We start from the raw sequence: 24,567 nt of genomic DNA on the forward strand, positions 1-24,567 counted from the left end.
CAGGGTTAGCACCCTTAACGCCGTCATTTTTCAATTAGGCACCTTTTTTTCAAGCGAGCTGTTCTAAAAGTGAGCTAGAACTTACTTTTGAGACAGCCTCTTTATTTGCATGATTTAAGAATTCGTCAGCGGTCGCCGCGAGGACGATTTCTCAAAAATGCGGGAATATCCAATTGGTCGCTTGATACATTTTGGTTGCCGAAAGGACGTAAATTGTTTGACTGGCGATTTTCGTTGCTATGCCCGCCGGTCAGATCGGGCTGAGCCTGCGTCTGAGTCGCTGCGGCCGAAGGATTTACCGGACGGCGAGTTGGGCCTTTATGCTCAAAGCCGGTCGCGATGACGGTAACTTTGATTTCTTCCTTCAAGCTGTCGTCGATCATCGCGCCGAAAATCATGTTGACTTCCGGATCGGATGCGGCAATTACGATTTCAGCCGCTTCGTTCACTTCGTACAGGCTGAGGTTAGATCCGCCTGTAATGTTCATGATCACGCCGCGCGCGCCTTCGATCGACGTCTCGAGCAGCGGGCTCATAATCGCTTTCCGAGCAGCCTCCATCGCGCGATTCTCGCCGGTGGCTTGCCCTATGCCCATCAGCGCCGAACCGCGCTCGGACATGATCGTCTTTACGTCCGCGAAGTCCAAGTTAATCAGACCGGGAACGGCAATCAAATCGGAAATGCCCTGAACCGCTTGACGAAGGACGTTATCCGCTTCGCGGAAAGCTTCCAGCATCGGCGTCTTCTTGTCCACGATTTCGAGCAGCCGGTCGTTAGGAATAACGATCAGCGTATCGACTTTCTCTTTCAGCGCTTCGATGCCCATCTCGGCTTGCATCGAACGCTTGCGGCCTTCGAATGTAAACGGGCGGGTAACGACCCCGACTGTCAATGCGCCGCTTTCTTTAGCCAGCTCAGCAATGACCGGAGCAGCCCCTGTACCGGTTCCTCCGCCCATCCCCGCCGTTACGAACACCATGTCGGCAGAGCGCAGCGAATTGGTAATAAACTCTCGGGATTCTTCGGCTGCCTTTTTGCCAACCTCCGGATTCGCCCCCGCGCCAAGGCCGCGCGTCAGCTTGTCCCCGATCTGCAGCTTCTGCTCGGACTTCGTAAGGTTCAGCGCCTGAGCGTCTGTGTTTACCGTAACAAACTCGACGCCTTTGACGCCGTTCTCGATCATCCGGTTTACAGCGTTGCTGCCGCCGCCGCCGACCCCAATGACCTTAATTTTTGCAAGTGGTTCCATCTCAAAATCAAACTCCAACATATTAGTAAACTCCTCCTTGCTTCGCATGAATGGTTCCTCATAAGCGGCGGCTTAAATAAATTCCTTGAACATGTTTTTGAACCATTCAACAATGCCAGGCTTGGGTTCCGCTGTAGCGCCTCCGGCTGCCGCTTTGGCTTTCGGAGTACGCTTCGGTCCGGTTGCGCCGCGCGTTCTGACGTATTTGGTCACATACTGAATCATGCCGACACCGCTGCTGAAGGAAGGATCCCTAACGCCGATGTAATCCGGCACTGCGATTCTGACATTCGATTCCAGTTCAATTTGGGCTAGCGGAAGAACGCTTGGCAAAGAAACTGAACCGCCTGTCAGTACGTAACCGTTGATTTTGTCATGATAGCCTAGACGTTTCACTTCCTGACGAATCATCTGGAAAATTTCCTGCATGCGAGGCTCGATAATGTTCGCAAGGTCGAATTGGGAGAATTCCTTCTCCATGTTGCTTCCGACTCTCATTACCTTGAACTTCTGATCCTCGGCGGCATCGTCTATACGGGCGCACCCGTACTTCAGCTTGATTTTCTCCGCGTGTTCCGTCTGGGTCTTAAGTCCGTAGCAAATATCGCTGGTCACGTAATCTCCGCCGATCGGCAACGTGGACACGGCTGAAAGGCTGCCGCCTTCGAAAATCGCCAAAGTCGTCGAACCCGCGCCAATATCCGCAAGAACGGTGCCCATTTGCTTCTCGTCTTTCGTTAAAGCCATCATTCCCGAAGCCAGCGACATCAAAATTAAACCGGATATTTTCAGACCCGCCTTCTCGACGCATCTCATCAGGTTATGTATGGCCGCTTTCGTTCCCGTAATGATCGTGCATTCCACTTCAAGACGAACGCCAATCATGCCTCGCGGATCTTGAATGCCCGCAAGTCCGTCAACTAGAAACTGCTTCGGAACGAGTCCGATAATTTCCCGCTCGGGCGGCAGGGCAACCACTTTAGCCGCTTGCAAAACACGCTCGATATCTTCTTCGCCAATCTCCCTGTCTTCATTGGAAACGGCTACGACTCCGTGATTGCTCTGCAAAGCGATGTGATTGCCGGTAATCCCTACGTAAACTTCGCTGATTCCTATTCCAACCATGCGTTCTGCATGATCGACGGCGTTACGGATGGATTGAACGGTTTGGTCAATATCGACAATGGCGCCTTTACGGATTCCGTCCGAATCTGCGGAACCGACGCCAATGATGTTAATGGCCCCGTTGCTGATCTCCCCGATAATCACCCGGATTTTCGAAGTTCCGATATCCAGGCTGACGATGAGGTCATTGTTGCTCAACCGGTGGCACCTCCTGTAAATCGATGAAAATGGCCGCGAACAAGGGATGCTTCCTCTACATATTCCACGTCCGCAGGGTTTTCCCTCTTTTTTCAACAATTTTTTTAGTTTATATGGCAAGGCCGTAATTCGGCCTTCTCAGCGACTCTCCGCTTTTGCCCATAAATGAAATTTTATCATTCTTTTCGAGGATTGAGTAGAGTCCTTTTCCTTAAGTTTATCGGCTTTCGCAGCCTACTCGGCAACAATTTCCGTGGAATACGGAGAATAATAGTCCACATCCAACATCGTTATCTTTCCAGGCTCGCGGTTTTGCACGATATCGCTCAAATAAGCGATTTTATCCTTTAACAGCTCGATTGATGTCGTCACTTCGAATCGCGAACGCGTGAACATCTTGATCCGTTTCGGATAGGAGACCGACGGATCCGGTTGAATCTCGGACAAATCCGATAACAAATATCCGGGCAAATCGCCGAGCGCCTTGCACAGTTCCGCCATATTCGCGTCGTCCGCTTTCCATCCGGACAATATCGGCTTGTCCGGCAGCTTTCCTTTCGGCATAGGCAGCATAAGTCCATTCGATAGAATAGCAGAGATGCTTCCATCCGTAGAAAGTCTAACGGCCACCTGCGGATATTCCTTCACTTCAACGCTGACGACTCCCGGGAAGTTTTTGACGATCAGTACGGTTTCTATCGGCTTCAGCTCATTCGCGCGCTGTCTCAATTTACTGATACCAGGGAAGAAAAATGAGTCGCCGGGAGCAATGTCCAACGCTCCGACAATCTCCTCCCGGCTGACGAACTCGTTTCCCGTCACTTGAATTTCTCCTATTTTCGACAAAGGGGAACGGAAGAAGAGCACGATTAGGAGGATGGCCGCCAATGCGATTAACAGCCGAATCAGCCTTTGACCGCGCCGGGAGCGCGGCTGTGCCGTCTCCTTCTTCAGCGCGGGAATTTTTTCGCTCACGATTGTTCCCCCTTGTTTTGACGTGTCTTTAGACCCATGACTAACGACGCAATTTTATAAAACTCATTAAGAAGCCCCGCAGCGGAAGTAAGCTTCTGCAGCGGGACCTATTCCTGTGGTTCGTTAGCTGAACACTTTGCTCCGGTGAACTTCGCGCTTAATATTGCCGCCGATGCGCTGGAACATCTCTTCGATTCGGTCATAACCCCGATCGATGTGATGAATCTGTTCAACGACCGTTGTGCCTTGCGCCACCAGCCCGGCGACGACAAGCGCGGCTCCGGCTCGTAGATCGGTCGCTTCGACGGTCGTGCCGTACAACTGCGGCACTCCGCGAATAAAGGCGTTGTTCAGATCGACTCGGATGTCCGCTCCCATGCGGCACAATTCGTCCACATGCTTAAAGCGCCCCTCGAACACCGTCTCCTTCAGCACGCTCACCCCGTCGGCCAACGCCAGCAACGTCATTACCTGTGCCTGCATATCGGTCGGGAATGCCGGGTAAGGCGAGGTGACGATCCGGTCTACCGCTGTCGGCCGTTTGAAGGCGCCGATTCTCATTATATCATTGCCTACCTCGATTTGAACACCGGCGCGGCGGAGAACGTGAACAAGAGAGGTCAAATGGCTCGGATTCGTATTCTCTAGCGTTACTTCTCCTCGGGTAGCCGCAGCGGCTACCATGACAGTTCCGGTAACGATCCGGTCGGGGATCACCTCGAAGTCGCAGCCGTATACACGGTCAACCCCGTCGATCGTAATCATGTCCGTTCCGGCTCCGCTAACTTGCGCGCCCATTCGATTAAGAAAATGCTGCAAATCCTGGATTTCCGGCTCTCTGGCCGCGCCGATGATCGTTGTCCGGCCGCGCGCCAGAACAGCCGCCATCATAATATTTTCTGTTGCGCCGACGCTGGGAAAATCCAGGCTGATCTCCGCGCCCTGCAGCCGACGGGACGAGCATACGATTCTGCTGCCCTTTTCTTCGATTCTCGCGCCAAGCGCGGCCAAGCCGCGCAAATGCAAATCGATCTTTCTCTCACCGATCGCGCATCCCCCTGGCTGATAGAGCTCGACTTCTCCGAATCTTGCAAGAAGCGGCCCCATCAAAAACACCGAGGAACGCATTTTGCGCATCAGCGTCTCCGGAATGTGCGAGGATGTCGCGACTGTCGTTTCGACTGTCACCACCGTATCCTGATGCCGGGCCTTGCACCCGAGATCCCGCAAAATATCCAGCATGACCTCGATATCGAGCAGTCTGGGAACGTTGCGGATCGTCACTTCTCCTTCCGCGAGCAAGCTGGCAGCCAAAATCGGCAAAGCGGCATTTTTGGCTCCATGGATACGGATGGTGCCCGAAAGCGGGTTCCCGCCTTCAATCACCAAATTGTCCAAGGGATTCACCTCCGGGTTACCGCTCACCCATCATGAGAACCTCTGTTACAAGTGTTATTCCATAGGTTTGTTTGACGATTTGCTGCACCTTCCCGATGAGGGTGAGGACGTCCTCGGCCTTAGCGCCTCCGTGGTTAACGATAAAGTTGGCGTGCATCTGGGACACTTCGGCCGCTCCTTCGCGCAGCCCCTTCAGCCCGGCCGCCTCGATCAGCCGTGCGGCATGATCGTTAGGCGGATTGCGGAAGACGCTGCCCGCGCATGCCATCTGCAGAGGCTGGGTGCGACGCCTGCGATCCTTGTACGTCGCCAAAGCTGCCGCAATTTCCTTGCGGTCTCCTTGCGCCAGGCGAAACTCCGCCCGAGTAACGATGCCTCGGCGCTCCTGCAAAATGGAATGGCGATAGGAGAACTTCATCTCCGCATTCCCTAGCACTTCTCTGCTTCCGTCTTCCCACACGATGCTGGCCGACTGTAAGATACGTGAAATGTCCGATCCGTGCGCTCCGGCATTCATATAGACGGCGCCTCCTACCGATCCTGGAATACCTCCCGCGTATTCCAGGCCGGTAAGCCCTTCTTTGCCGGCCATCACCGACAGCTTGATGAACGAGTACGATGCTCCCGCGACCACCGTCTCGCCGTCGAATCGCAGCTCATCGAAACCGCCGCCAAGCTTGATGACCGCCCCTCGGACTCCTTTGTCGGATACCAGCGTATTGGATCCGCGGCCTAGCACGCACCACGGAACTCCGTGAACCGCGCATAGCCGCAGTACTGCCTCGAGCTCCTCTTCGTTTGCGGGAACGATCAGCGCGTCCGCAGGTCCGCCGATTTTCCAGGTCGTATGTTTGGACAGCGGTTCGTTCTCCAGAATCTGAACGACTCCCGCCTGTTTCAGCTCAGCAATCCACTGCTGCATGGTCCATCCTCCTTCCAAGTCCTTCGGGAACTCGCGCCGCTGCCTTGCCTGCCGGTCAGACATTCACGATCACGCTGTATCTTATGACGGCTGGGCGGGGGTGGTGACAAACGCCCAATTGCCGGCCCCTTCGAAGGACATTCTCTTATTTTTTTCGTTGTAAGCCCACGATTTGATTGTAAATGATAGACGCCGATTCCGGCATTCCCAGGCTTCGGGACGCGGAGGCCATCGCCTGCTGACGCTTCCAATCGCCCATGATGGCGGCAATGCCTCCGAACAGCGTTTCTCCGCTAAGATTCCGTTCGAGAATCATGTCCGCAGCTCCGGCGTTCATCAAGCTTCTCGCATTCGCTTCTTGATGATTGTTCGTCACGTTCGGAGACGGGACGATCAGCGACGGCAGCCCCAGCGACGTTACCTCGGCAAGGAAAGACGCCCCGGCGCGGCCGACGTAGAGCGAAGACGCGGCCAGCACGTCAGGCATGCCCGCGATATACGGAAGCACCTTCACTCGGCTGGAATTCCCTTGGAAAGCGGCGGATACGGCGCTTTCGGTTTCCCGGTAAAATCTCTCGCCGGTCACGAACACAAAGTGCACGTCCGGCAGCTTCCCGATCAACGGCAGCATACGAACAAACGCCTCGTTCAGCGCGCGAGCTCCCCCGCTTCCGCCTACGATCAGCACGAACGGCGTATCCGGAGCGAATCCTAGCGAAGAGAAGCCCGAGCGGCGATCCGCCTTCAGCACGCGAGTCGCGCACGGATTGCCCGCGTAGACGACGTTCCGGCATTTCGAAAAATGCGGCTCCGATTCCTTAAAGCTTACCGCGACGCCGTCGACGTAACGGCTCAAAAATTTGTTGGTCAAGCCCGGCAGCACGTTCTGCTCGTGGATGAGCGTCGGAATGCCGAGTCGAGACGCGGCGTACACGACCGGGCCGCATACATAACCTCCGGTTCCGATGACGACGTCCGGCTTGAACTTCCTGAGCAGCTCCTTGGAGCGGGACACGCCCTTGAGAAAACGCATGACCGTTTTCACGTTCTCCAGCGACAGCGACCTGCGAAAACCTGTAATCGTTATATTTTCAAACGCGATTCCCTGCTCCGGCACGATTCGGCCTTCCAGACCGCGGCTCGTGCCGATATAGAGCAACGACGAACCCGGCTCTCTCTCCGAAATTTCCCGGCCGATCGCCAGCGCAGGGTAAATATGCCCTCCGGTGCCTCCTCCGGTCAACACGACGCGCATTTCTTTCACCTCGAATAACGGGATAAATTAAGTAAAATTCCGAGCGCCGTCAGCAGCAGCGTAAGCGACGAGCCTCCGTAGCTGACGAGCGGCAGCGTAACGCCGGTAATCGGCAGCAAGCCGATGACGACGCCGATGTTAATGAGCACCTGCACCGCGAAAATGCCGACGATGCCCGTAGCCAGCAAGCTTCCGAACGGGTCGGTCAGCGTAATGGCCGTTCTCATCCCCCGCCAGATGAGCAGCAGGAACAATAAAATAAGCAGCGAGCCTCCGATAAAACCGAGCTCTTCGGCCAAAATCGAAAATATAAAATCCGTCTGCGGTTCGGGCAAATAGTTATATTTCTGGCGGCTCATCCCGAGCCCGAGCCCGACCAGGCCGCCCGGCCCGATCGCGTACAGCGATTGAATCGATTGATAGCCCGCTCCTTGCGGATCCTGCCACGGATCGAGAAAAGCGGTAATCCGCTGCAGCCGGTAGGGAGCGGCCAAGATCAGCCCCACCAGGCCGGCCACGCCGATCATGGCGAGGCCCGCCAGATGGGACAATCTCGCCCCGGCGACATAGATGGCCAGCAACGCGGCCCCGATCATGACGGTGCCCGTTCCGAGATCGGGCTGCAGCATAATGAGCGCGAACGCCGCCCCCAGAATGCCGAGAGGCGGCAGCAGCCCTTTCGTAAAATCGGTAATTTGATTTTGCCTCTCGGACAGCAGCTTGGCAATAAACAAAATCATCGCAAGCTTCATAAATTCGGACGGCTGGATGCCGAACGAGCCGATGCCGAGCCAGCTTCGCGCGCCCCCGCGCACAACACCGACTCCCGGCACGAGTACGATGATAAGCAGACCAAAGCAGATCAGCAGCGCGGGCGCCGCCCATTTGCGCCAGAACGTATATTCTACATTCATCGTTACGAACATGGAAGCTATGCCGAGCACGGCAAAGAGCAGCTGCCTTTTTACATAGTAATACGAATCCCCGTAGTCATGAAAAGCCGCCACAGCGCTGGCGCTATACACCATCACGACACCGATGGCCAGTATGCCTAACGTTGCGGCGATCATCCATACATCTGGAACGGAGCGGGACTTGGCCATGAACCGGACACCTCGCGATTTGCAAGAGTGGGGACGAGCCCCCTCTTACAGCGTATGCGCCGATTGCTTAAAAATGCGGCCCCGATCCTCGTAGGAAGAAAACATGTCCCAGCTTGCGCATGCCGGCGACAGGAGCACAATGTCTCCCGGCTCGGCCATGGCTGCAGCTTCCTGTACGGCTCTTCGGAGCGTTTGCTCGGCGTCCTCTACAGGTTCGACGATTTTCACATCCGTTAAACCGGCCAGCCCGGCAACGCGCGCAAGCTTCTCCCTTGTCTCGCCAAGCGTCGCCAATCCCTTCACCCGATCGCGGAAAATCGGCAGCAGCTCCATGTAGTCGGAGCCGCGATCCAGACCGCCCGCGATCAGAATAAGCGGCGACGACAGAGACAGAATCGACATCGTCGTCGCCATCGGGTTCGTCGCCTTCGAGTCGTTATAATACTTTACGCCGCCGAACGTGCCGACGTATTCGAGACGATGCTCCACGCCGCGGAAAGCGCGCAGCGGCTCCACGAGCCGCTCCGGCTCGGCGCCGGCCGCCAGTGCGATAGCAATCGCCGCCAACGCGTTAGCCGCGTTATGCCGTCCCGGAATGCCCAGCTCGGCAACGCGCAGGATACGCCGTTCCGTGCCGTTGCCGTCCCGACTGACGATCCAACGCTCGGCATCCTCTTCGTCTTCGGCTTCATCCTCCGCCGGACGAATGGCCGCATACGGCGGATCGATCATCACGCCTGCCTTGAGCGTTCTCGTAACGGAGAACGGGAAGGCGCGGCCCTTGAAGGAAGCCGCCAGACGCCGACAGGTCTCGTCATCCTCGTTGTAGACGGAAATATCGTCAGCGGTTTGATTTTCGAACAATTTCGCCTTGGAGTCGACATAGTCTTCCATCGAGCCGTGATAGTCCAGATGCGTCTCAGCCACGTTCAGCAGGCAGGCGATACGAGGCCGAAAATCGGTTGTGCCTTTCAGTTGAAAGCTGCTTAGCTCGGCAACCAGCCAGCCGTCCGGCTCGACCTCCAGCGACGCCTCGCTAAGCGGGCGTCCGATGTTGCCGGCTATGAGCGGCTTAAGGCCCGCCTCTTCGAGCAGCACGCCGGTCAGCGTCGTCGTTGTCGTCTTGCCATTGGAGCCGGTAATACCTACAATCGGCGCAGGCGACAGTTGCCCCGCCACCTCCACCTCGCTTACCACCTCCACGCCAAGCCGGAGCGCTTCGACAATCGGCGGCGCAGTGTACGGAATGCCCGGATTTTTGACAAGCAGCGCCGTTGACTCCGTTACGAGCCCGTCCGGATGATGCCCGCACACAACAGAAATGCCCAAAGCCGTCAATTCGTCGGCTTCGGGGCATTGATCCCGCTCCTTCTTATCGTTCACGACGACGTTCGCGCCGACGTCGTGGAACAGTTTGGCGGCGGCTACGCCGCTTCTCGCCAGACCGAGGACGACGACTTGCCGTCCGCGGTAATTAGTCAGCTGCATCATTCGCGTTAAAACTCCTTTAGCTCGCTTTGAACAACAACAGTCCGGCGCCCGCCAACAGCAGTCCGACAAACCAGAAGGTTGTCACGACGCGCCATTCGGACCAGCCCGACAGTTCGAAATGGTGATGAATCGGGCTCATTTTAAATACCCGCTTGCCTCTCGTCTTAAACGAAGTGACTTGAATAATGACGGACAGCATCTCAAGCACGAACACGCCGCCGATGACGACGAGCAGCAGCTCCGTCTTCGTCAAAATCGCGATTCCCGCAATGCCTCCGCCCAAGCCTAACGATCCCGTGTCTCCCATAAAAATTTTGGCGGGATGCGCGTTGTAGACGAGGAAGCCGAGCACCGCTCCGACAACCGCGGCGCTGAACACAGCCGATTGAGGCTGAGCCGCCTCCACGGCAACGATGGCGAACGCCCCGAATGCGAGGGCGCTTGTCCCGGCCAGCAGTCCGTCCAAGCCGTCCGTGAAATTGACGGCATTGGTCGCGCCGAGGAACATGACGACTACCAATAAATAGTATGCCCAGCCGAAGTCCAAAGACCAATCCGTGCCGGGAACGCTCACGACGGTGCTGTGGCCCATATCGATCAAGATCCAACAGAAGATGGCGGAAAACAGCAATTGGCCAAGCAGCTTTTGTTTCGCGGTTAAACCCAGCGACCTTTTAAGCGCGATTTTGATGTAATCGTCGAGAAAACCGATCAGGCCAAAGCCTAAGCAAGCGACGATCAGCGCCCAATACTGAGGGCCGCGATCGGCAAAGCGAAGGAACGCGATCGTGAGCGCAACTAGAATAATAATGCCGCCCATCGTCGGCGTTCCCGATTTTTTCAAGTGGGACTCGGGTCCGTCGGTGCGAACCTGCTGTCCGAATTTCAGTCTGCGCAAAAGCGGAATGAACAGAGGTCCGATCAGCACCGCCAGCACAAAGGATACGCCTAACGTCCATAATACCGATGTGTAGTCCATGCCGTCACTGTCCGCCCCCTCTTTGCAGCGTCGTTACGATTTCTTCCATTTTCATGCCCCTCGATGCTTTGACGAGCACTAGATCGTCCGGAGAAAGCTCGGCGAGCAGATACTCGCCAAGAACTTTCTTGTCGTCGAAATAGAGAACGTCTTGATCTTCAAATTTTGTGCGCGCTTCCTCGTAAATTTGCTTGGATCGCGGTCCGTACAGCAGCGCCCGATCCACCTTGGAGCGATCCAGGTAGCGCCCAATGTCGTCGTGCAGCTCCAGTTCGCCGTCGCCGAGCTCCAGCATATCGCCAAGCACGACCCATTTGCGGCGATAGCCGGACAGCTCCGCCACCAGATCGATTGCCGCCCTGACCGACGTCGGGCTGGCGTTGTAGGCGTCGTTGAGAATGACCGCCCCGTTCCAGGCGGCGCTCCGCTCGATGCGCATCCCCGTCAGCTTGGTCATCTTAAGCCCTTCGCCGATCGCTTCCGCGGACAGGCCCAGCAAGCGGCCCACGGCTACCGCGGCCAGCGCGTTTACCGCATTATGCCGCCCGGGGATCGGCAGCTCGAATGCCGTCTCCAGCTCGCCCGTCGCCGTAAACCGCGTTCCCTCCGCCGTCACGCGTACGTAGCGCGCGACCCAGTCGCTGCCGGCGTTCTCGCCGAACGTGATCAGCTTCGTCCCCTCGGTTACAGGCCGCTCCGCCAGCGCTTCCGCAAGCAGCGGCTCGTCGCCGCAATAAACAAGCGCGCCGCCCGGCTTCAGCCCTTCGGCGATTTCCAGCTTCGCCTGGGCGATCCCTCGCCGCGAGCCGAGCTGAAGTAAGTGCGACTCGCCGATATTCGTAATCACCGCGATGTCCGGGCGGGCCAGCCGGGTGAGCAAGGATATTTCCCCAAAGCCGCTCATCCCCATCTCCAGTACAAGCGCTTCGGTATTCGCCGGCGCACTTAGAATCGTAAGCGGAAGCCCGATATGATTATTGTAATTGCCTTCGGTTTTATGTACAAGAAACGATGTCGCCAATACGGACGCAATCAGGTCCTTGGTCGTTGTCTTGCCGTTGCTGCCGGTGATCGCCACCACTTTCGCGGCAGTAAGCCGCTCGCTTAAATAAGCCGAAGCCAGCCGCTGCAGCGCCTCCAGCGTGTCCGGCACGAGAATGAGCGGAAGATCCAAGCCTTCCGGCTGCGGAACCGCAGCGTCCCACAGCGCGGCTGCCGCCCCCGCCTCGCTTGCCGTAATGATATAATCATGTCCGTCGAACCGTTCTCCCCTCAAAGGAACGAACAACTGACCCGGACGAATGCTGCGCGTATCGGTCGATACGCCGGACAGGAGCCGCTCCTCGCCAACGGCCGTATCGCCGACAATCTCCAACGCGCCGACCCAATCGGCCATTTGCCGAACTGTTGCCTGCATCACCGCATCCGACTCCTTATCGCTTCTTTCGCCACAAGGCGATCGTCGAAATCGTGCGTTTCCCGACCGATGATCTGGTAAGTCTCATGGCCTTTCCCCGCAATCAATACTACATCGCCGGGGCTTGCCCGATCAACCGCTTTTTCGATCGCCGCGCGCCGATTGGGCTCTAGCTCATAGCTCGCAGCCGCAACGCCCGCTTCCTTTAGCCCCGCTTCGATGTCTCGCAGAATGAGATTCGGGTCCTCCGTACGGGGGTTATCGCTCGTCACGATAATGTCGTCGGCCAGCTCTGCCGCAATTCGTCCCATGATCGGGCGCTTCTTGGCGTCGCGGTCGCCGCCGCAGCCGAAGACGCAGATGATCTTTCCCGTCGCAAGCTCCTTCACCGTGTTCAGCACATTTTCGAGTCCGTCGGGCGTATGCGCATAATCGACGATGACGGCGTACTGTTGTCCGGCGTCAACCGGCTCCACGCGTCCGGGAACGCCCGCAATGCTCTCCAGGCTGTTGACGGCCGCATCCAAGCCGATTCCTTCGCACAGAGCTGCTGCCAGCGCCGCAAGCGCGTTATATACATTAAACTTGCCGACGAGCTTCAGATTCACCGGCCGACTGCCGAAAGGAGAATCGAGACGGAAGGACGTGCCCGCAGCGGTTATCGCGACATGGGAAGCGCGCAGGTCGGCCTCGTTCTCAATACCGTACGTCAGCACCTCTGCGGAGGTCAACTGGGCGAAGCGGGCCGATGCACTGTCGTCGGCGTTCAGCACCGCAAATTTGCGTTCGCCGGCATCGTCGGAGTACACATTGCCGAGCCGCGAGAAAAACAGCCCCTTGGCCGCTTCGTACGCCTCCATCGTGCCGTGGTAATCGAGATGGTCCTGTGTCAGGTTGGTGAAGATCGCCGTCCGGAAATCGCAGCCTCGCACACGACCCTGGTGAAGCGCGTGCGAGGACACTTCCATAACGCAGCGCTGCGTGCCGGCTTCAACCATGCCATGCAATATCTTCTGCAATTCCAGCACGTCGGGCGTCGTTCCCGACATCGGGAAGCTCCGGCCCGCGTAGCGGGTCTCGATCGTACCGATCACGCCGGCAGAGACGCCCGCGTCCGCCCATATGCGCTCGATCAAATATGTCGTCGTCGTCTTGCCGTTCGTGCCCGTCACGCCTACAGGCTTCAGCTTATGGGAAGGACGACCGTAATAATAGTCGGAGATTTGAGCCAGGGCGCGCCGGGTATCCGGCACGATAAGCTGCGGCGCGGCGACCGGCAGCTCGCGCGAGACGACAAGCGCCGCCGCTCCCTGCGCCAGCGCCAGTTCGGCGTAATCGTGTCCGTCCACCGTATGGCCGGGAAGACAGAAGAAGAGGCAGCCCGGCCCCGCCTTGCGAGAGTCGGCCTCCAGGCTTCGAATGTCGACGGAATCGTCGCCGACGATCCGGGCAAGCAGCAATTGTTGAGAGAGTTCGAGCAGTTTCATTGGAAATAGGCCTCCTGACGGCCTGATAGGGCCGATATAGCGTACAATCATTATGGTCCAACGAGCGGTCTTCATTCAAGAGGATGAGCAAAGTTTAATCCGCCGCACCGAGATAAATTCGGATAACCGACCCTTGCTCCACCCTTGCTCCGGCAGCGGGAGCTTGTCGCACGACCGTCGATCCGCTACCCGAAGCCGACAGCTGGAAGTTCGAATTCATATCCTCGTAAATGTCGGACACCGTCTTGCCGACGAGATTCGGCACGGTTACGGTGCGCGGCTCGCCATACTTGTATTCCTTCTCTACTTGATTGCTGCGCGGCTCGACCCCCAGATAAGGCAAGGCGTCCGCCATAATATTGCGAACGATCGGCGCCGCAACGACGCCGCCGAACTGAATGCCCTGCGGATTGTCTACGGCGACGTAGACGATCAACTGCGGATCGTCGGCGGGTGCGAAGCCGATGAACGATACGATGTGCTCGTTCTTGGAATAGCGACCGCCCACCACCTTCTGCGCCGTTCCCGTTTTGCCTCCGACCCGGTAGCCGTTCAGGAAGGCTTTCCCCCCCGTCCCTTGCGCAACCACCTTCTCCAGCGCCTCGCGCACCTTCTTGGACGTTTCCTCCGAGACGACCTGACGAACGAGCTCCGGCTTCGTCTCCTCGAGAAGAATGCCGGTCTCCGGCTGGATCCACGACTTGGAAACGAACGGCTTATACAGCTTGCCTCCGTTAATCGCCGCCGACACGGCGGCGATCTGCTGAATCGGCGTCACCGACACGCCTTGGCCGAACGAAGTCGTCGCGAGCTCGACCGGCCCGACCTGCTTAAGCATAAACAAAATGCCGGTCGCTTCCCCTTGCAGATCGATGCCCGTCTTTGCTCCGAAGCCGAAATCTTTAATATACGAAAACAGCTTCTCCTTGCCCAGGCGGTTGCCCAGCGTAACAAAGCCGGGGTTGCAGGAGTTTTCCACGACCTCGAGAAACGTCTGGCTGCCGTGGCCGCCAGGCTTCCAGCATCTCAGCTTCGCACCGGCCACTTCGATGTAGCCCGGATCGTAAAAGCGCTCGTGCTCCAGATTCACCTTCTTCTCCTCAAGCGCGGCGGAGAGCGTAATGATTTTGAAGGTAGAGCCCGGCTCGTACGTCATCCAGATCGGCAAATTCCGGTTGTAGACCTCCGCCGGAACCTCCTGGTAGTTGGCGGGCTCGAACGTGGGCCGGCTGCCCATCGCGTATACTTCGCCCGTATTCGGATTCATCGCGATGGCGATGACGCCGTCCGGTTGATACTGCAGCACCGCCTGATCCAGCTCTCGCTCCACGACCGACTGGATCGTCTGATCGATCGTCAGCTGCAGCGTAAGCCCGTCCTGCGGCGGCACGTATTGATCCGAAGACTGCGGCATCTTGCGCCCGGCGGCGTCCGATAAATAGGAGACGCTCCCTCTTAGCCCCGTCAGGCGCTGGTCGTATTTCAGTTCAAGGCCGGTCAATCCCTGATTATAGCTGCCCGTAAAACCAAGCACATGGGAGGCCAAGCTGGCGTATGGATAATAACGCTTGTTGTCTTCCGTCACCACGATGCCGGGCAGACCGAGATTGCGAATTTCCTGCGCCTTCTCCGTCGTCATTTTCCGCCCTCCCGGCTTCAGCTCGACGCTCGAGGCCCGTTTGGACAATTTCTCGAACAGTTGATCTTCGGTCATGCCCAACGGCCCGGCCAACAATCTAGCCGTCGTACGCTTGTCCTTGATCTGCACCGGGACGGCGTAGATCGTCGGGGAGCTGACGTTATAGGCAAGCCGGACTCCGTTGCGGTCCACGATCTCGCCGCGCTTCGCCTCGAACGGAATGTTCCGCCGCCAGGATTCCTCGGCCTTCTTCGCAATCTCGCCGCCGGCCCACAGCTGCACGTAGCCGAGTCTGATGACAAGCGCGGCAAAAGCGAACACGGCGAACACAAGCGCAATATACAGTCGTTTGCGGACTGTCACCTGCGATATCTTTTTCACGATAAAACCCCCTTACCCGGGAACGTCTGCAAGGCTTTCGCCTTGTTCCAGACTATTCCGCGGACAAGAGGGTTAGAACAAGCCCCGTCATTCGGCGCCGGCTTCCTCCGTTTGCGAATCCGCAGCGGACGAGGCTTTGTCGCCCGCCTCCGTATTCTCCCCTTCGGCTTTATTCGCGTCGGACGGAGCGGGCTGATCCTGGGCGGCAAGCGTCAAACGCAGCGTCCAGCGGTCGCCCTCCTTCTCCGCCTTCTGCGAGACGACGTAACCTTCCCCTTCGACTTTGGCGGTCACCTGGAGCAGCGTGCACATTTCCAGCGCGTCGCGCAACGACAGGCCGGTCAGATCGGGAACGTTGCCCGGCTTCGTATCCGTCAACAAGTAGATGCGTTGGGTAGCCGGCAGAACGCTGCCGCCCTTCGGCAGCTGCTGCAGTACCTTGGTCCCCTTGCCGAGCACGCCGTACGGAAATTTGCTCTGTCCCAGCCTATCGCGCGCCTGAGCGACCGTCATCTCCGTCACGTCCGGAACGGTTGCCGTCAACACCGTCTTCTTACCCCCATTTGTAGACGACACGCCGGCTCCGGCGGCCTCGGCATTTTCCCGGTCCTGCTCGTTCAGCTTAGGCTCAATTCCAAGCTTCTGCAGCGATTTGATCATAATTTCTTTGAATATCGGACCCGCAACCGAACCGCCGCCGGCATTGTCGATCTGCGGCTCGTCGACGAGAACGTACAGCACAACCTTCGGATTCTCAACTGGCGCATAGCCGATAAACGATACGACATATTTATTTTTGGCGTAGCCGCCCGCTTCGCCTCGCGAAACCTTCTGCGCCGTCCCCGTTTTGCCGGCGATCCGGTAGCCCGGCGTATAGACGATCCGCCCCGTCCCGTCCTCCAAGTCGCTGACGACCTGTTCCAAATACAACCCTACCTGACTCGAGGTTTCCGGAGAGATGACTTGACGCACGAGCTTGGGCTCCGTTACGACTTTCTCGCCCGTATTCGGATCGCTGATCGATTTCACGAGATGCGGCTGCAGCAATCTGCCCCCGTTAGCGACAGCCGCAACCGCAGCCACCTGCTGAATCGGCGTAACCAATACTTTGCCCTGCCCGAAAGTCGCCGTGGCAACCTCGGAAGGCCAGTCGAGACTGAAGGGCCTCGACACCTCGTTCGGCAGCTCGATGCCCGTCTTCTGTCCGAAACCAAAATCGTTAATGTATTTGACTAGCCGTTCCTTACCCAGCATCTGATAGCCCAGTTTGACGAAAGCGACGTTACTGGAGTGCTTCAGCCCCTCCAAGTAAGTGATCATTTGATTCTCGCCCCAGCCTCTTCCGTTGTTGTGGTCTTTGATCGGCTTGTCCTTCTCGCTGTATTTGATCGAACCCGATTTATAGTAAGCGTTCGGATCAAACAGCCCTTCCTCGACCGCTCCGGCCAGCGTGACGATCTTAAAGGTCGAGCCGGGCTCATACAGCGATTGAATCGCGTTATTGCGGAAAGCAGACAAATCCTCCGCCTTATCCCAGTACGAATTCGGATTAAAATCGGGCAAGCTCGCCATCCCGAGAATTTCCATCGTATTCGGGTCCGCGGCAATCGCCGTCATACTGATGGGCTTATATTTGTCGTAGGCCGTCCTCATCGCTTCTTCAATATAGAACTGGATATCCTCGTCGATCGTCAGCGTCACGTCCTTGCCGTCGAGCGGCTGCTTGTAATCAACCTTCCCGTTCGGCAGCTGCATTCTCGCGCCGTCTTTCTGATACTTGATATAGCCTTCGGAGCCGCTGAGCTCCTCGTTCAGCTTCTTCTCCAATCCGAGAACCGCCACGCCTTCCTTGTCCTCGTAGCCGAGAATATGCGAGGCCAACTCGTCTTTCGGATAATAGCGCTTCTTCTCTTCCATAAAATAGAGCCCGACATCCGTCTTGATGCCCGTTATATTGCGCAGCTCTTCGCGAAACGCGTCGAGCCGATCTTTGAGCTTCTTGTCGACCTTCCAGCCATACGGACGAATTTCCCGCTGGTCGCGATACTCTCCGTTGTCCTTCTGGGAAGTGATCGCCTTCCTCAATTCGTCCTCGGGCGCGCCGAGCACGTTATGCAGCTTCGAGACGATGCGATCCGCCATCCGCCATTGCGGATGCTCCTGCTCGAACTTGGCGATCAGCTTCGGATTCACCGCAATCGTGTAGGCTGCCGCATCGGCGGCCAACACCCTGCCATCGCGATCGAGAATCCTCCCGCGCTCCTGCTTAAGCGTCTCGCTCGCATTCCACGCCTTCATCGCCTCTCCTGCCCAGAAATCGGCCTTAACGACTTGAACCCAATATACTTTTCCAATCAAACCGACAAAAAGGAGGGTGAATACCCCTCCCGCCAGCAACGTTCTTAGCTTGATTCTTTTAGCCATTGTCATATTTTTGTCCTCCGCGGTCCGCTTAAGGCTTGATCGCGACATTGTTTCGATCGACTTTGGAAGCTTCGATACTCTCTCCCGTCACGGGAACGTAACCCAGTTCCGAAGCTCTCTTCCGGATCGCGCCGGGATCGCTCAGTCGCTCCACTTCCCTCTGCAGCTCCTTCGTCTGCTCCGTTGCCACGTTATACGCTTTAGTCGTCGTTTGCAGTTGACCGTTGATTTGATAGATTTGCGCATAACGGAAAATGATCCATCCCGCGACGAATGCGACCGCCGCAACCGTAAACAGATAGAGCAGCTTCTCTCTGATCGGCAATTGGCGGCGACGGGGAGATCTTCCGGGAGGAATCTGGGTGCGTGGACTTTGCTTAACCTTCTGTTCTTCTACGCGCTCCGGACGAAGCGCCAAGTTGCCGTAGTAAGCCATATGGTTTCGGTGCCCCTCTCAGAATAATCTCTAAAAAATAAATGATGTATATATTAAGCCCGGTTATCCGAGCTTTTCAGCGACTCTTAGTTTGGAAGAACGGGCTCGCGGATTCGCTTCGAGCTCTTCCGGCGAAGGCAGGATCGGCTTGCGCGGCGTCAGTCTGAGCCGCCCGTCGCCTCCTCCGCAGACGCATATCGGAAAATCGGGCGGGCAACTGCAGCTGGCGACTTCCTTGGTGAATGCCAACTTGCAGATACGGTCCTCAAGCGAGTGGAAGGTGATGACCGCGATGCGTCCTCCGGGAGCGAGGCAATCGATCGATTGCGCCAACGCCTCCTCGAAAGCGCCCAACTCGTCGTTCACCGCGATGCGCAGCGCCTGAAACGAGCGTTTGGCAGGATGAGGTCCCGTACGACGCGTCGCTGCGGGAATCGAATTCTTGACAATCTCCGCGAGCTGGCCCGTCGTCTCAATCGGCGACTTCTCCCTGAGCTTAACGAGGTTGGTCGCAATTTTGCGGGCGAACTTCTCTTCTCCGTAATCTCTGAGAATTTCGGCAATTTCGCGTTCGTCCCACTCGTTAACGATCTCTCTGGCCGTTAACGGCTGTTCCCGATCCATGCGCATGTCCAGTTCAGCGTCATGATTGTAGCTGAAGCCGCGATCGGCTTCGTCGAGCTGCGGGCTGGATACGCCCAGATCGAACAAGATGCCGTCGACCTGCGGCACGCCGTCCCGTTCGGGAACTCCGGCGCGCTTCAGCTCCGTCTTCAGGTGCCGGAAGTTGCTCTTCACCAATGTCACGACTTCTCCGTATGAGGCCAGCTTTAACCGCGCGTTAGCCAGGGCGGCTTCGTCCTGGTCGAACGCGATCAGTCGGCCTTGCAGACCGAGCTGCGAAGCGATCAGCCCGCTATGCCCGGCGCCGCCGAGCGTACAATCGACATAGATGCCGTCCGGACGCACCTTCAGCGCCTCGACGGATTGTTCCTTCAATACGGTTACATGGTGAAACATAGCTGCTGCCTCCCGGCGCCCTGCATGGGAACCGTCTTTCTTGTTTATGTATGGTTAAAGAGGTTGTAAACGAAAGGAAGTCTAAAAGTTAAAATCGAAATCGACCAGCTTCTCCGCAATCTCGTTAAACGATTCGGAGGATTGGCGGGAATATTCCTCCCACGCCGCCTTGTCCCAAATTTCCACGCGACTGGATACGCCAATTACGGTGCAATCCTTATCCAGCTTGGCATATTCTCGCAAATGATTCGGTACGTTTACCCTGCCCTGTTTGTCCAATTCGCATTCCGAAGCGCCTGAGAACAGCAGACGGGAAAACGCACGCGCATTGGCCGCCATAGAAGGCAGAGTCTTGATTTTCTCTTCAAGCTGCGTCCATTCTTCGCGGGGGTAGACGAACAGACAGTTGTCCAGTCCGCGGGTAACGATAAAGTCGGTGCCGAGAGCTTCGCGGAATTTCGCCGGGATAATGATTCTTCCCTTGTCGTCAATCGTATGCTGAAATTCCCCTAAAAACATAAGCTCTCCACACCTCCCCCATTCTCCACCACTTTGTGCTACTTTCCACCACTTTAAACCACTCTGAATGATTATTCGCGTCTCAAAATAAAAATCCTGCCTTGAAGGCAGGATTTTAATAAAAAATATTTTACGAGATTAACGATTCTCGTCTTGCGAGCTTGCATCATTCGTTTCCGTCGCGGTTCCGTTCTCTGAAGCGGCCTCCTCGTCAGACTCCATAGCTTCGCCGCTCTCCTGGCGCTCTCTATTCCAGGCCTTGCGTTTCTCCAGGGAGGCTTTGCGTCGCGCCGCGCCGCGCTTGCGGACAATATAATACGTCGGAATCCCTAGAACGGCAACAACGATGAGCACAGGCAGCATCGCCGCCAGCACGACTAGCAGCCCTTCGCCGAACTGCCTAAGCACGTTTGCGCTGCCGCTTAGCGCATCCGAAATCCGATCCCCGAAGTCCTTCTCCTTCTCCTTCTTCTCTTCCTTCCGGATCTCCTCCGTATCCGACTGATACAACCGCAGGTTCACCGTCGAGAAGGCGACGTTCTGATCGAGATAGCGCATCCGCCCCTTGATCTGCTCGATCGTCTCTTGCACCTGCGCCAACTGGTTCGCAAACTTGACCAGGTCATCGGTTTTCGTCGCCTTATTCATGAACTCGAGATAACGAGCTTCCAGCGTCTGCTGCGTCTTCAGCCTGGCTTCGAGATCGACGAACTCCTCAGTTACGTCGCTGCCCTGCACTTCGCGCTCGAACTTCAAATTGTCGATCTGCTGCATCTTCTCCAGAAATGAAGAAAAACCCGTTGAAGGCACCTTGATCACAAAACTCGCTCCAACCTCGTTCGCATTGCGACTATCGGAAAATTGCAGCACATACGCGCCGCTCAGATGAATTTGATTCATCAGTTGTTCCTCTGCCGCTCGAAACTCCTTTACCTTCATGACCAAGTCCGCACGATAGATGACTTTGCGATCATAGCCCGCATTGGCGTCCGCAATCGGACCGATGCCTCCCCCGGAGTAAGACGAAGCCCCCCCGCTTCCGGCCTGCGATGCTGAAGTTGTCTGAACGGCAGCCGAAGGCGCGGCTGCGGGGGCAGCCTCTTTCGACATGGTCAGCGATTCCATTTCAGGCGCGGCTGCGGATTGATCCGCGGTAGACATCTTAGACTTGCTCACCGAGTCCTTCGACGAGCTGCTGCACGCGGCAAGTCCCGCTGCCAGCAGCAGCGCAGCCATGACCAGCAGTAATCCTTTGCTCCACACGCCAATCCGATTCCCCTTCATTCAAATCTCCCCTTTTTGTTTGTCTGGATAATGGATAGACGTGAACAAAAAGGAAAATGTTGCCGCGAAACCCGCAAAATTAAAAAGAGGCTGTCCCATAAGTAAGGTCGTACAAGATAATCGATCAAGAAAAAAGTGCATATCTCTCCTGGAGAATACCTCATACGGTCCTGAAATCACCCCTTAACGGGTTTCAGGATCGTATAGCATCGGAAGGAGAGTTATGCACGATAGCATTCTCTATCGATTATCTTTTTGTACGACTTTTTTACTTATGGAGCAGCCTCTTCGACCTCGAATTAGTGAGCGGTCCAGCTCTCCAAATATGCCTTTTGCTCTTCGGACAGCGTGTCGATGCCGATGCCGAGCGATTCCAGCTTCGTGCGAGCGACTCGTTCGTCCAGCTCGTACGGTACGTTGATGACCTGACTGCCGATATTCTCGTAATTCTCGTTCACATAGCGCAGAGCCATCGCCTGCAGCGCGAACGTCATATCCATAATTTCCGCAGGATGTCCGTCGCCTGCCGCCAGATTGACTAAGCGTCCTTCGGCAAGCACGTAAATTTTGCGTCCGTCCTTAAGCGTGTACTCCTCGATGTTGCGGCGCACGATGCGTTTGGATACCGACAGCTCGGCCAGCTCCACCAAATTAACTTCAATGTCAAAGTGGCCCGCATTGGACAAAATCGCGCCATCCTTCATGTTCGCGATATGATCGCCGCGAATGACGTCCTTGTTGCCCGTCACCGTTACGAAGAAATCGCCGACCTTGGCCGCGTCGGCCATCGACATGACCGCAAAGCCGTCCATGTAAGCTTCAACCGCGCGAATCGCATCGACCTCGGTAACGACTACGTTCGCTCCGAGACCTTTCGCCCGCATCGCCACGCCTTTGCCGCACCAGCCGTAGCCGTTGACGACGACCGTCTTGCCGGCGACGACCAGGTTGGTCGTCCGGTTGATGCCGTCCCATACCGACTGTCCCGTGCCGTAACGGTTATCGAACAAATATTTGCAATATGCGTCGTTGACGGCGACCATCGGGAACTTAAGCGAGCCGTCCTTTTCCATCGCCTTCAGGCGCAAAATGCCGGTCGTCGTCTCCTCCGCCCCGCCGCGAACTTGCGCAAGCAGGTCCTGACGCTCCGAATGAAGGATCGATACGAGATCGCCGCCGTCGTCGATAATGAGGTCTGGCTTCGTCTCCAGCGTCTTGACCATCAAATCTTTATATTCCTGCGGATCGGGATTGTATTTGGCATATACCGCGATACCGTCCTCGACGAGCGCCGCGCATACGTCGTCCTGCGTAGACAGCGGATTGCTGCCGGTAATCACGACTTCCGCGCCTCCCGCTTGCACGACTTTAGCGAGATAAGCCGTCTTCGCTTCAAGATGAAGGGAGATCGCGACGCGCAGCCCCTTAAACGGCTGATCGCGCTCGAACTCCTCGCGAATCCGGTTTAATACCGGCATATGCGCCTGCACCCAGTCGATCTTAAGCTTGCCTTCCGGCGCGAGCGAAGGATCGCGCACAATGCTTTTCAAAGCGGTTTTCATAGGCCAAATTCCTCCATCGTTCTGTTAATTATACGTTTTGCAAACCGTCTACGAGACGGTGGCCGCCGATCGCTTCGAAGGGAACGTCGTGCCATAGGGAAAGCCAGCTTGGACCGTAGCGGTTCCAGAAATGAACCGTCCCGTACACCCTCTCCTGCGGTTTCGCGAGCGGGGAGAGCGATTGCCTGATCCGGTCCCATTGCCGCAGCGACGAATCGTGCCGCTTGGCGATGGCGTCGGCGGATCTTGCTTCCAGATACGAGATCTGCTCCAGAATGCGGTCCCGATTGCCGTCCGCAAGCCGAGTAAGTCCCGGCTGCAGCCCGGATACCGTCTTCATAATCGGCTCGTACAGGACAAGAAACTGCTCCTTGACCTGGCGGAACTGTTCATCCAGCTTCCATTCGTCCTGCTTGCCCAGCCATTCGGCGCGCAGCGTCTCCCAGTCCTCGATCGCTTGCTTGACGGTAAGCGAATATTTGTCCAATAAGCCCGCCACCGTCGGCTCGATATAGGTAAACGATTGACGGGGCAGCACGATCGGCATCTTCATGCCGAATTCTCGGAACGAGGGCCCCAGAATGGCCCAGTAGGCGATTTCCGCCGGTCCCAGCACAGTCGCCAGCACCGGGAGCAAATAATCCTGCATAAGCGGGCGGGTGAGCGCGTTCGTGCTCAGCAGATCGGGGCGTCGATCGGTAAGCTCCAACATCTCTTCGCGAGAATGGGAGACAATTCCTCGGCGATCGATGAAACGGCCTTCGTCTTTATGAAGCAGCAGCCTGCCCTGCTCATGATGAAGAAATAAGTTCGCGCTGCCCGGAGCGGTCTCCGCCTGCAGCTTAAAGCCTTGCTCCAGCACCCGCCCCTCTCCGGCCTTAAGCGCCGTCTCGAGATCGTCGCTGCGAGCGATCAGTTCGCGGAACATCGGTCCTTCAAGCGCGCGAAGATTCGGATCGTCGGCATCCAGCAGCAGCAGTCCCTGCTTGCCGAACCAGTCCGCCAGCAGCCGCGCAAAAGCGAGGCTTAGCGACGGGGCGTCCGACACATGGCTCTGCAGCCGCTCCAACACTTGGGGCTTAAACTCCGAGTCCGGCAGCTGGGCGGCCAGCTCTTGAAGCGCCGCGGACCACATCTCCGCCGACAAAGGCGTCCGGCTGACCGCAAGTCGCGGTCCCTCCGGACGCTCGATACGAATGCGTCTTGCCTCTCCGCCTGGCGACTGCACGTTCACATGGTTCGCCTCGTCGAAATCGTGATCCTCTCCGGCGATCCAGAACACCGGCACGACCGGCCGCGACAATCTGCGCTCCGCATCCCGCGCCGCTTGAATGACGGACAGCGCCTTGTAATAAATCAGGAGCGAGCCGCCGAACAGGCCTGCCTGCTGGCCTCCGACAACGACCAGCGCGCCTTCGCGCAGCTTACCCAGCGACTTCTCCGTCTCCGCGCAGCTCGGAAGCTGACGATGATAAGCTTGAATCGCTTCGGCCACTCGCCGAAGCTCGGCCCGCTTGTCGGTCGTATCGTCCAGGTAGGCCGCCCGGCTCTCCCACGAACGCTCCTCCGCAGGATGGCTGCCGAGCAGCTCCAACACTTGCAAATCTCCCAATCTATAACGCTCTGCCAATGACGAACGATTAGAATCCGTATAAGATGTAATATTCAAAGGGAACTTTCCCCCCGATCTGTCGTTGTGCTA

General features: G+C 56.9%; 19 protein-coding genes. All 19 read right to left on the reverse strand.

Annotation, left to right across the window (positions count from 1 at the left end; all coding sequences use genetic code 11):
* Positions 1-125 precede the first annotated feature (125 nt).
* On the reverse strand, positions 126-1,271 hold the full coding sequence (ftsZ, locus tag DFP98_RS25425) for a cell division protein FtsZ (RefSeq protein ID WP_116063442.1): 1,146 nt from the start codon (positions 1,269-1,271) through the stop codon (positions 126-128).
* Between the two features lie 51 nt (positions 1,272-1,322).
* The gene (gene ftsA, locus DFP98_RS25430) at positions 1,323-2,573 is read right to left on the reverse strand and encodes a cell division protein FtsA (RefSeq protein ID WP_116063443.1); all 1,251 of its coding nucleotides are present in this window, start codon (positions 2,571-2,573) and stop codon (positions 1,323-1,325) included.
* A gap of 234 nt (positions 2,574-2,807) precedes the next feature.
* The gene (locus DFP98_RS25435; protein WP_181917943.1) at positions 2,808-3,548 is read right to left on the reverse strand and encodes a cell division protein FtsQ/DivIB; all 741 of its coding nucleotides are present in this window, start codon (positions 3,546-3,548) and stop codon (positions 2,808-2,810) included.
* A 123-nt stretch (positions 3,549-3,671) separates the two neighbouring features.
* Positions 3,672-4,946: a UDP-N-acetylglucosamine 1-carboxyvinyltransferase gene (gene murA, locus DFP98_RS25440; RefSeq protein WP_116063445.1), complete on the reverse strand. Its 1,275-nt coding sequence runs from the start codon at positions 4,944-4,946 to the stop codon at positions 3,672-3,674.
* A 16-nt stretch (positions 4,947-4,962) separates the two neighbouring features.
* Positions 4,963-5,868 carry a UDP-N-acetylmuramate dehydrogenase gene (murB, locus tag DFP98_RS25445; RefSeq protein WP_116063446.1) on the reverse strand — a complete coding sequence of 302 codons (906 nt, stop codon included), beginning with the start codon at positions 5,866-5,868 and terminating at the stop codon, positions 4,963-4,965.
* A 145-nt stretch (positions 5,869-6,013) separates the two neighbouring features.
* Entirely contained in the window at positions 6,014-7,123 is a 1,110-nt protein-coding gene (murG, locus tag DFP98_RS25450; RefSeq protein ID WP_116063447.1) for an undecaprenyldiphospho-muramoylpentapeptide beta-N-acetylglucosaminyltransferase, read from the reverse strand.
* A 5-nt stretch (positions 7,124-7,128) separates the two neighbouring features.
* A complete protein-coding gene (gene spoVE / locus DFP98_RS25455) occupies positions 7,129-8,226 on the reverse strand; it encodes a stage V sporulation protein E (RefSeq protein WP_116063448.1) in 1,098 nt (365 codons plus the stop codon).
* A 45-nt stretch (positions 8,227-8,271) separates the two neighbouring features.
* The gene (murD, locus tag DFP98_RS25460) at positions 8,272-9,717 is read right to left on the reverse strand and encodes a UDP-N-acetylmuramoyl-L-alanine--D-glutamate ligase (RefSeq protein WP_116063449.1); all 1,446 of its coding nucleotides are present in this window, start codon (positions 9,715-9,717) and stop codon (positions 8,272-8,274) included.
* 16 nt (positions 9,718-9,733) lie between these two features.
* Positions 9,734-10,696 carry a phospho-N-acetylmuramoyl-pentapeptide-transferase gene (mraY, locus tag DFP98_RS25465; protein WP_116063450.1) on the reverse strand — a complete coding sequence of 321 codons (963 nt, stop codon included), beginning with the start codon at positions 10,694-10,696 and terminating at the stop codon, positions 9,734-9,736.
* 4 nt (positions 10,697-10,700) lie between these two features.
* Entirely contained in the window at positions 10,701-12,116 is a 1,416-nt protein-coding gene (locus DFP98_RS25470; protein WP_116063451.1) for a UDP-N-acetylmuramoyl-tripeptide--D-alanyl-D-alanine ligase, read from the reverse strand.
* Positions 12,113-13,600, reverse strand: a complete 1,488-nt coding sequence (locus DFP98_RS25475; RefSeq protein ID WP_116063452.1) for a UDP-N-acetylmuramoyl-L-alanyl-D-glutamate--2,6-diaminopimelate ligase — start codon at positions 13,598-13,600, stop codon at positions 12,113-12,115. The genes DFP98_RS25470 and DFP98_RS25475 overlap by 4 nt, the downstream gene beginning before the upstream one ends.
* A 94-nt stretch (positions 13,601-13,694) precedes the next feature.
* Complete coding sequence (locus DFP98_RS25480) at positions 13,695-15,623, reverse strand: stage V sporulation protein D (protein ID WP_116063453.1); 1,929 nt, start codon at positions 15,621-15,623, stop codon at positions 13,695-13,697.
* An 84-nt stretch (positions 15,624-15,707) separates the two neighbouring features.
* Entirely contained in the window at positions 15,708-18,050 is a 2,343-nt protein-coding gene (locus tag DFP98_RS25485) for a penicillin-binding transpeptidase domain-containing protein (protein WP_246016706.1), read from the reverse strand.
* A gap of 22 nt (positions 18,051-18,072) precedes the next feature.
* Entirely contained in the window at positions 18,073-18,480 is a 408-nt protein-coding gene (gene ftsL2, locus DFP98_RS25490; RefSeq protein ID WP_116063454.1) for a cell division protein FtsL, read from the reverse strand.
* A 63-nt stretch (positions 18,481-18,543) separates the two neighbouring features.
* Entirely contained in the window at positions 18,544-19,500 is a 957-nt protein-coding gene (rsmH, locus tag DFP98_RS25495) for a 16S rRNA (cytosine(1402)-N(4))-methyltransferase RsmH (protein WP_116063455.1), read from the reverse strand.
* Between the two features lie 81 nt (positions 19,501-19,581).
* Positions 19,582-20,019, reverse strand: a complete 438-nt coding sequence (gene mraZ, locus DFP98_RS25500; RefSeq protein ID WP_116063456.1) for a division/cell wall cluster transcriptional repressor MraZ — start codon at positions 20,017-20,019, stop codon at positions 19,582-19,584.
* Between the two features lie 138 nt (positions 20,020-20,157).
* Complete coding sequence (locus tag DFP98_RS25505; protein ID WP_116063457.1) at positions 20,158-21,303, reverse strand: DUF4349 domain-containing protein; 1,146 nt, start codon at positions 21,301-21,303, stop codon at positions 20,158-20,160.
* 299 nt (positions 21,304-21,602) lie between these two features.
* The gene (locus DFP98_RS25510) at positions 21,603-22,865 is read right to left on the reverse strand and encodes an adenosylhomocysteinase (protein WP_116063458.1); all 1,263 of its coding nucleotides are present in this window, start codon (positions 22,863-22,865) and stop codon (positions 21,603-21,605) included.
* Between the two features lie 28 nt (positions 22,866-22,893).
* Positions 22,894-24,534 (reverse strand): bacillithiol biosynthesis cysteine-adding enzyme BshC, encoded by a 1,641-nt coding sequence (gene bshC / locus DFP98_RS25515; protein WP_116063459.1) that lies wholly within the window; start codon positions 24,532-24,534, stop codon positions 22,894-22,896.
* Positions 24,535-24,567 lie beyond the last annotated feature (33 nt).

It is taken from the genome of Cohnella phaseoli (assembly GCF_003386235.1).
Taxonomy (GTDB): domain Bacteria; phylum Bacillota; class Bacilli; order Paenibacillales; family Paenibacillaceae; genus Cohnella; species Cohnella phaseoli.

What these genes read in the sequence shown, in the direction of transcription:
- DFP98_RS25505 (WP_116063457.1), bottom strand. Translation starts at nt 21,303, where the DNA reads ATGAAGGGGAATCGGATTGGCGTGTGGAGCAAAGGATTACTGCTGGTC.
- murB (WP_116063446.1), bottom strand. Translation starts at nt 5,868, where the DNA reads ATGCAGCAGTGGATTGCTGAGCTGAAACAGGCGGGAGTCGTTCAGATT.
- mraZ (WP_116063456.1), bottom strand. Translation starts at nt 20,019, where the DNA reads ATGTTTTTAGGGGAATTTCAGCATACGATTGACGACAAGGGAAGAATC.
- ftsL2 (WP_116063454.1), bottom strand. Translation starts at nt 18,480, where the DNA reads ATGGCTTACTACGGCAACTTGGCGCTTCGTCCGGAGCGCGTAGAAGAA.
- rsmH (WP_116063455.1), bottom strand. Translation starts at nt 19,500, where the DNA reads ATGTTTCACCATGTAACCGTATTGAAGGAACAATCCGTCGAGGCGCTG.
- DFP98_RS25485 (WP_246016706.1), bottom strand. Translation starts at nt 18,050, where the DNA reads ATGACAATGGCTAAAAGAATCAAGCTAAGAACGTTGCTGGCGGGAGGG.
- DFP98_RS25475 (WP_116063452.1), bottom strand. Translation starts at nt 13,600, where the DNA reads ATGAAACTGCTCGAACTCTCTCAACAATTGCTGCTTGCCCGGATCGTC.
- murG (WP_116063447.1), bottom strand. Translation starts at nt 7,123, where the DNA reads ATGCGCGTCGTGTTGACCGGAGGAGGCACCGGAGGGCATATTTACCCT.
- spoVE (WP_116063448.1), bottom strand. Translation starts at nt 8,226, where the DNA reads ATGGCCAAGTCCCGCTCCGTTCCAGATGTATGGATGATCGCCGCAACG.
- mraY (WP_116063450.1), bottom strand. Translation starts at nt 10,696, where the DNA reads ATGGACTACACATCGGTATTATGGACGTTAGGCGTATCCTTTGTGCTG.
- ftsZ (WP_116063442.1), bottom strand. Translation starts at nt 1,271, where the DNA reads ATGTTGGAGTTTGATTTTGAGATGGAACCACTTGCAAAAATTAAGGTC.
- murD (WP_116063449.1), bottom strand. Translation starts at nt 9,717, where the DNA reads ATGATGCAGCTGACTAATTACCGCGGACGGCAAGTCGTCGTCCTCGGT.
- DFP98_RS25510 (WP_116063458.1), bottom strand. Translation starts at nt 22,865, where the DNA reads ATGAAAACCGCTTTGAAAAGCATTGTGCGCGATCCTTCGCTCGCGCCG.